4 protein-coding genes are annotated in these 2,082 nt (G+C 70.7%); 2 read left to right on the forward strand and 2 right to left on the reverse strand.

Annotation, left to right across the window (positions count from 1 at the left end; genetic code table 11):
• Both D450_RS33585 and D450_RS32065 read right to left on the reverse strand, forming a co-directional pair.
• On the reverse strand, positions 1-566 hold a 566-nt coding region (locus tag D450_RS33585), incomplete at its 3' end, for a GntR family transcriptional regulator (RefSeq protein WP_026128822.1).
• Positions 512-967, reverse strand: a complete 456-nt coding sequence (locus D450_RS32065; RefSeq protein ID WP_083932831.1) for a GntR family transcriptional regulator — start codon at positions 965-967, stop codon at positions 512-514. The genes D450_RS32065 and D450_RS33585, both read right to left, overlap by 55 nt.
• A 150-nt stretch (positions 968-1,117) precedes the next feature.
• Between D450_RS32065 and D450_RS0128930 the strand changes: the two genes are divergently transcribed.
• The gene (locus tag D450_RS0128930; RefSeq protein ID WP_017542116.1) at positions 1,118-1,513 is read left to right on the forward strand and encodes a hypothetical protein; all 396 of its coding nucleotides are present in this window, start codon (positions 1,118-1,120) and stop codon (positions 1,511-1,513) included.
• Positions 1,514-1,640: 127 nt separating this feature from the next.
• Positions 1,641-2,015: a hypothetical protein gene (locus tag D450_RS0128935; RefSeq protein ID WP_017542117.1), complete on the forward strand. Its 375-nt coding sequence runs from the start codon at positions 1,641-1,643 to the stop codon at positions 2,013-2,015.
• Positions 2,016-2,082: the final 67 nt, after the last annotated feature.

Consider the following 2,082-nt stretch of genomic DNA (forward strand, 5'->3'; position numbering starts at 1 on the left):
ACGTCCACGGTGATGCCGATGTGCGCCATGCGGGCGCGGATCCCGGCATCGGCCATGGGGCCGGTGTGGGGGTCCTCCACGTCGGTGCCGGCCACCAGGTCGGCCGGCTCCCAGCACACCGAGGTGGACACGACGTCGCCGTCCATGCGGGTGCGGTAGCGGGTGCGCACAACCTCGGCGCCGGCGTCGATGCCCAGGCGCCAGGCCAGGGCCGGCGTGGCCGCGGTGCGGTCGGTGTCGTGGTCCTGTTCGACGCCCTGGCCGGCCGCCTCGGCCTCGTGCAGCCATGCGCCGCGGTCGCGCGCGTAGCGGTTGGGCACGCGCCGCACGCGGGGGCGGTGCTCGCGGACGAAGGCGCCCGATCCGTGGCGCACCAGGATTTGCCCGTCCCGGGACAGCTCGACCACCGCGCGGCGCACGGTGGTCTGTGAGGCCCCATAGGCGCGCACGAGTTCCGATTCACTCGGAATGCGGTCGCCTGGGGCGTATGTGCCGTTTTTGATTTTCTCGGCTATTTCGTCCGCGATCTGCCGGTATTTGGGTCGCAAGTAATCCACCTCTCGCACTGGATAAGACCGTGCGGCCTGCCATAATGGTAGNGCCAGGCCAGGGCCGGCGTGGCCGCGGTGCGGTCGGTGTCGTGGTCCTGTTCGACGCCCTGGCCGGCCGCCTCGGCCTCGTGCAGCCATGCGCCGCGGTCGCGCGCGTAGCGGTTGGGCACGCGCCGCACGCGGGGGCGGTGCTCGCGGACGAAGGCGCCCGATCCGTGGCGCACCAGGATTTGCCCGTCCCGGGACAGCTCGACCACCGCGCGGCGCACGGTGGTCTGTGAGGCCCCATAGGCGCGCACGAGTTCCGATTCACTCGGAATGCGGTCGCCTGGGGCGTATGTGCCGTTTTTGATTTTCTCGGCTATTTCGTCCGCGATCTGCCGGTATTTGGGTCGCAAGTAATCCACCTCTCGCACTGGATAAGACCGTGCGGCCTGCCATAATGGTAGTCCTCACACTCAGTCGTAGGACTTGATATGGCGCATACAGACATGTATCCGGACCGCAAGCGCCCCATTCCCCCGCCGAGGCCCCCCGGGACGCCTCCCCTGTCGTGGACCTCCCTTATGGCCTTGGCCACGGCCACCGTCTACGCCCGGCACCCGGAACTGATCAAGACGTACGCCGTCCAAGACGCCGAGCTTATCGACGCCTGGACCCAGGCCTCGGCCACCGCTACGGCCGAGGCCCTGGCCCACGCCGCGCGCCGCGCGGCCCACTACGGCGCCGGCCGCCTGGGCCCGCACATGCAATCGGAGGCGGGGGGATGCACCCACGCCCGACGCGACGCCGACACCGCACAGCGGCTTTTGAGCATGGCCGTGGCCGAGAGTGCCGGACGCGGGAGCACGCTCGACGCCGAGTGCACGCACCTGACCGGGGTCTACGGCGCCGAAGAGGACCGCGTGCGGCTGCTGCGCATGTGGCTGTGCCTGGCCGCCTCGGCCCAGCCGCCGGCCTAGCCCCCGCCCCCCTCGGGCCCTGCCGACCTCCGGCAGGGCCCATTTTTGTCCGCAGTGTTGACATTGGGGGTGCGGGGACCCTAGCGTGGAACACGTCAACACCGCAGACACGAAAGGGTGACCGCAGATGCTCGGGTTCCTCCGCCGCCTGTTCTCCCGCCGCCCCGCCCAGGCGCCCGCCGCCGGATACGGCAACGAGCTCAGCGGCGGCACCGCGAACAACGCCGTACAGGCCGGCCAGATCCACGGCGGCCTCAACGTCGATGAGACCCACCACCACACCCACCACCACGACAGCACCCCCGGCCCCACCATCGGCAACGTCACCGGGAACGTGGGCACCGTCGCCGGAACCGTCAACGGCCCGGTCCACACCGGCACCGGCGACCAGTGCAACGTGCAAGGGGTCGCCAACTACGGCGGCAACAACACCTTCACCGGGGGCCTGGCCATCGGCCCCGGCGCCCGCGTCGTCAACAACGGCAACGACCACCAGAGCTGAGGGACCGTGCTCGACTTCATCCGCCGCCTGGCCGCCTCGGTCCGCGCCGCCGCCGAGGCCGACCCCT

It is taken from the genome of Nocardiopsis halophila DSM 44494 (assembly GCF_000341245.1).
Taxonomy (GTDB): domain Bacteria; phylum Actinomycetota; class Actinomycetes; order Streptosporangiales; family Streptosporangiaceae; genus Nocardiopsis_A; species Nocardiopsis_A halophila.

What these genes read in the sequence shown, in the direction of transcription:
- D450_RS0128930 (WP_017542116.1), top strand. Translation starts at nt 1,118, where the DNA reads ATGGCCTTGGCCACGGCCACCGTCTACGCCCGGCACCCGGAACTGATC.
- D450_RS0128935 (WP_017542117.1), top strand. Translation starts at nt 1,641, where the DNA reads ATGCTCGGGTTCCTCCGCCGCCTGTTCTCCCGCCGCCCCGCCCAGGCG.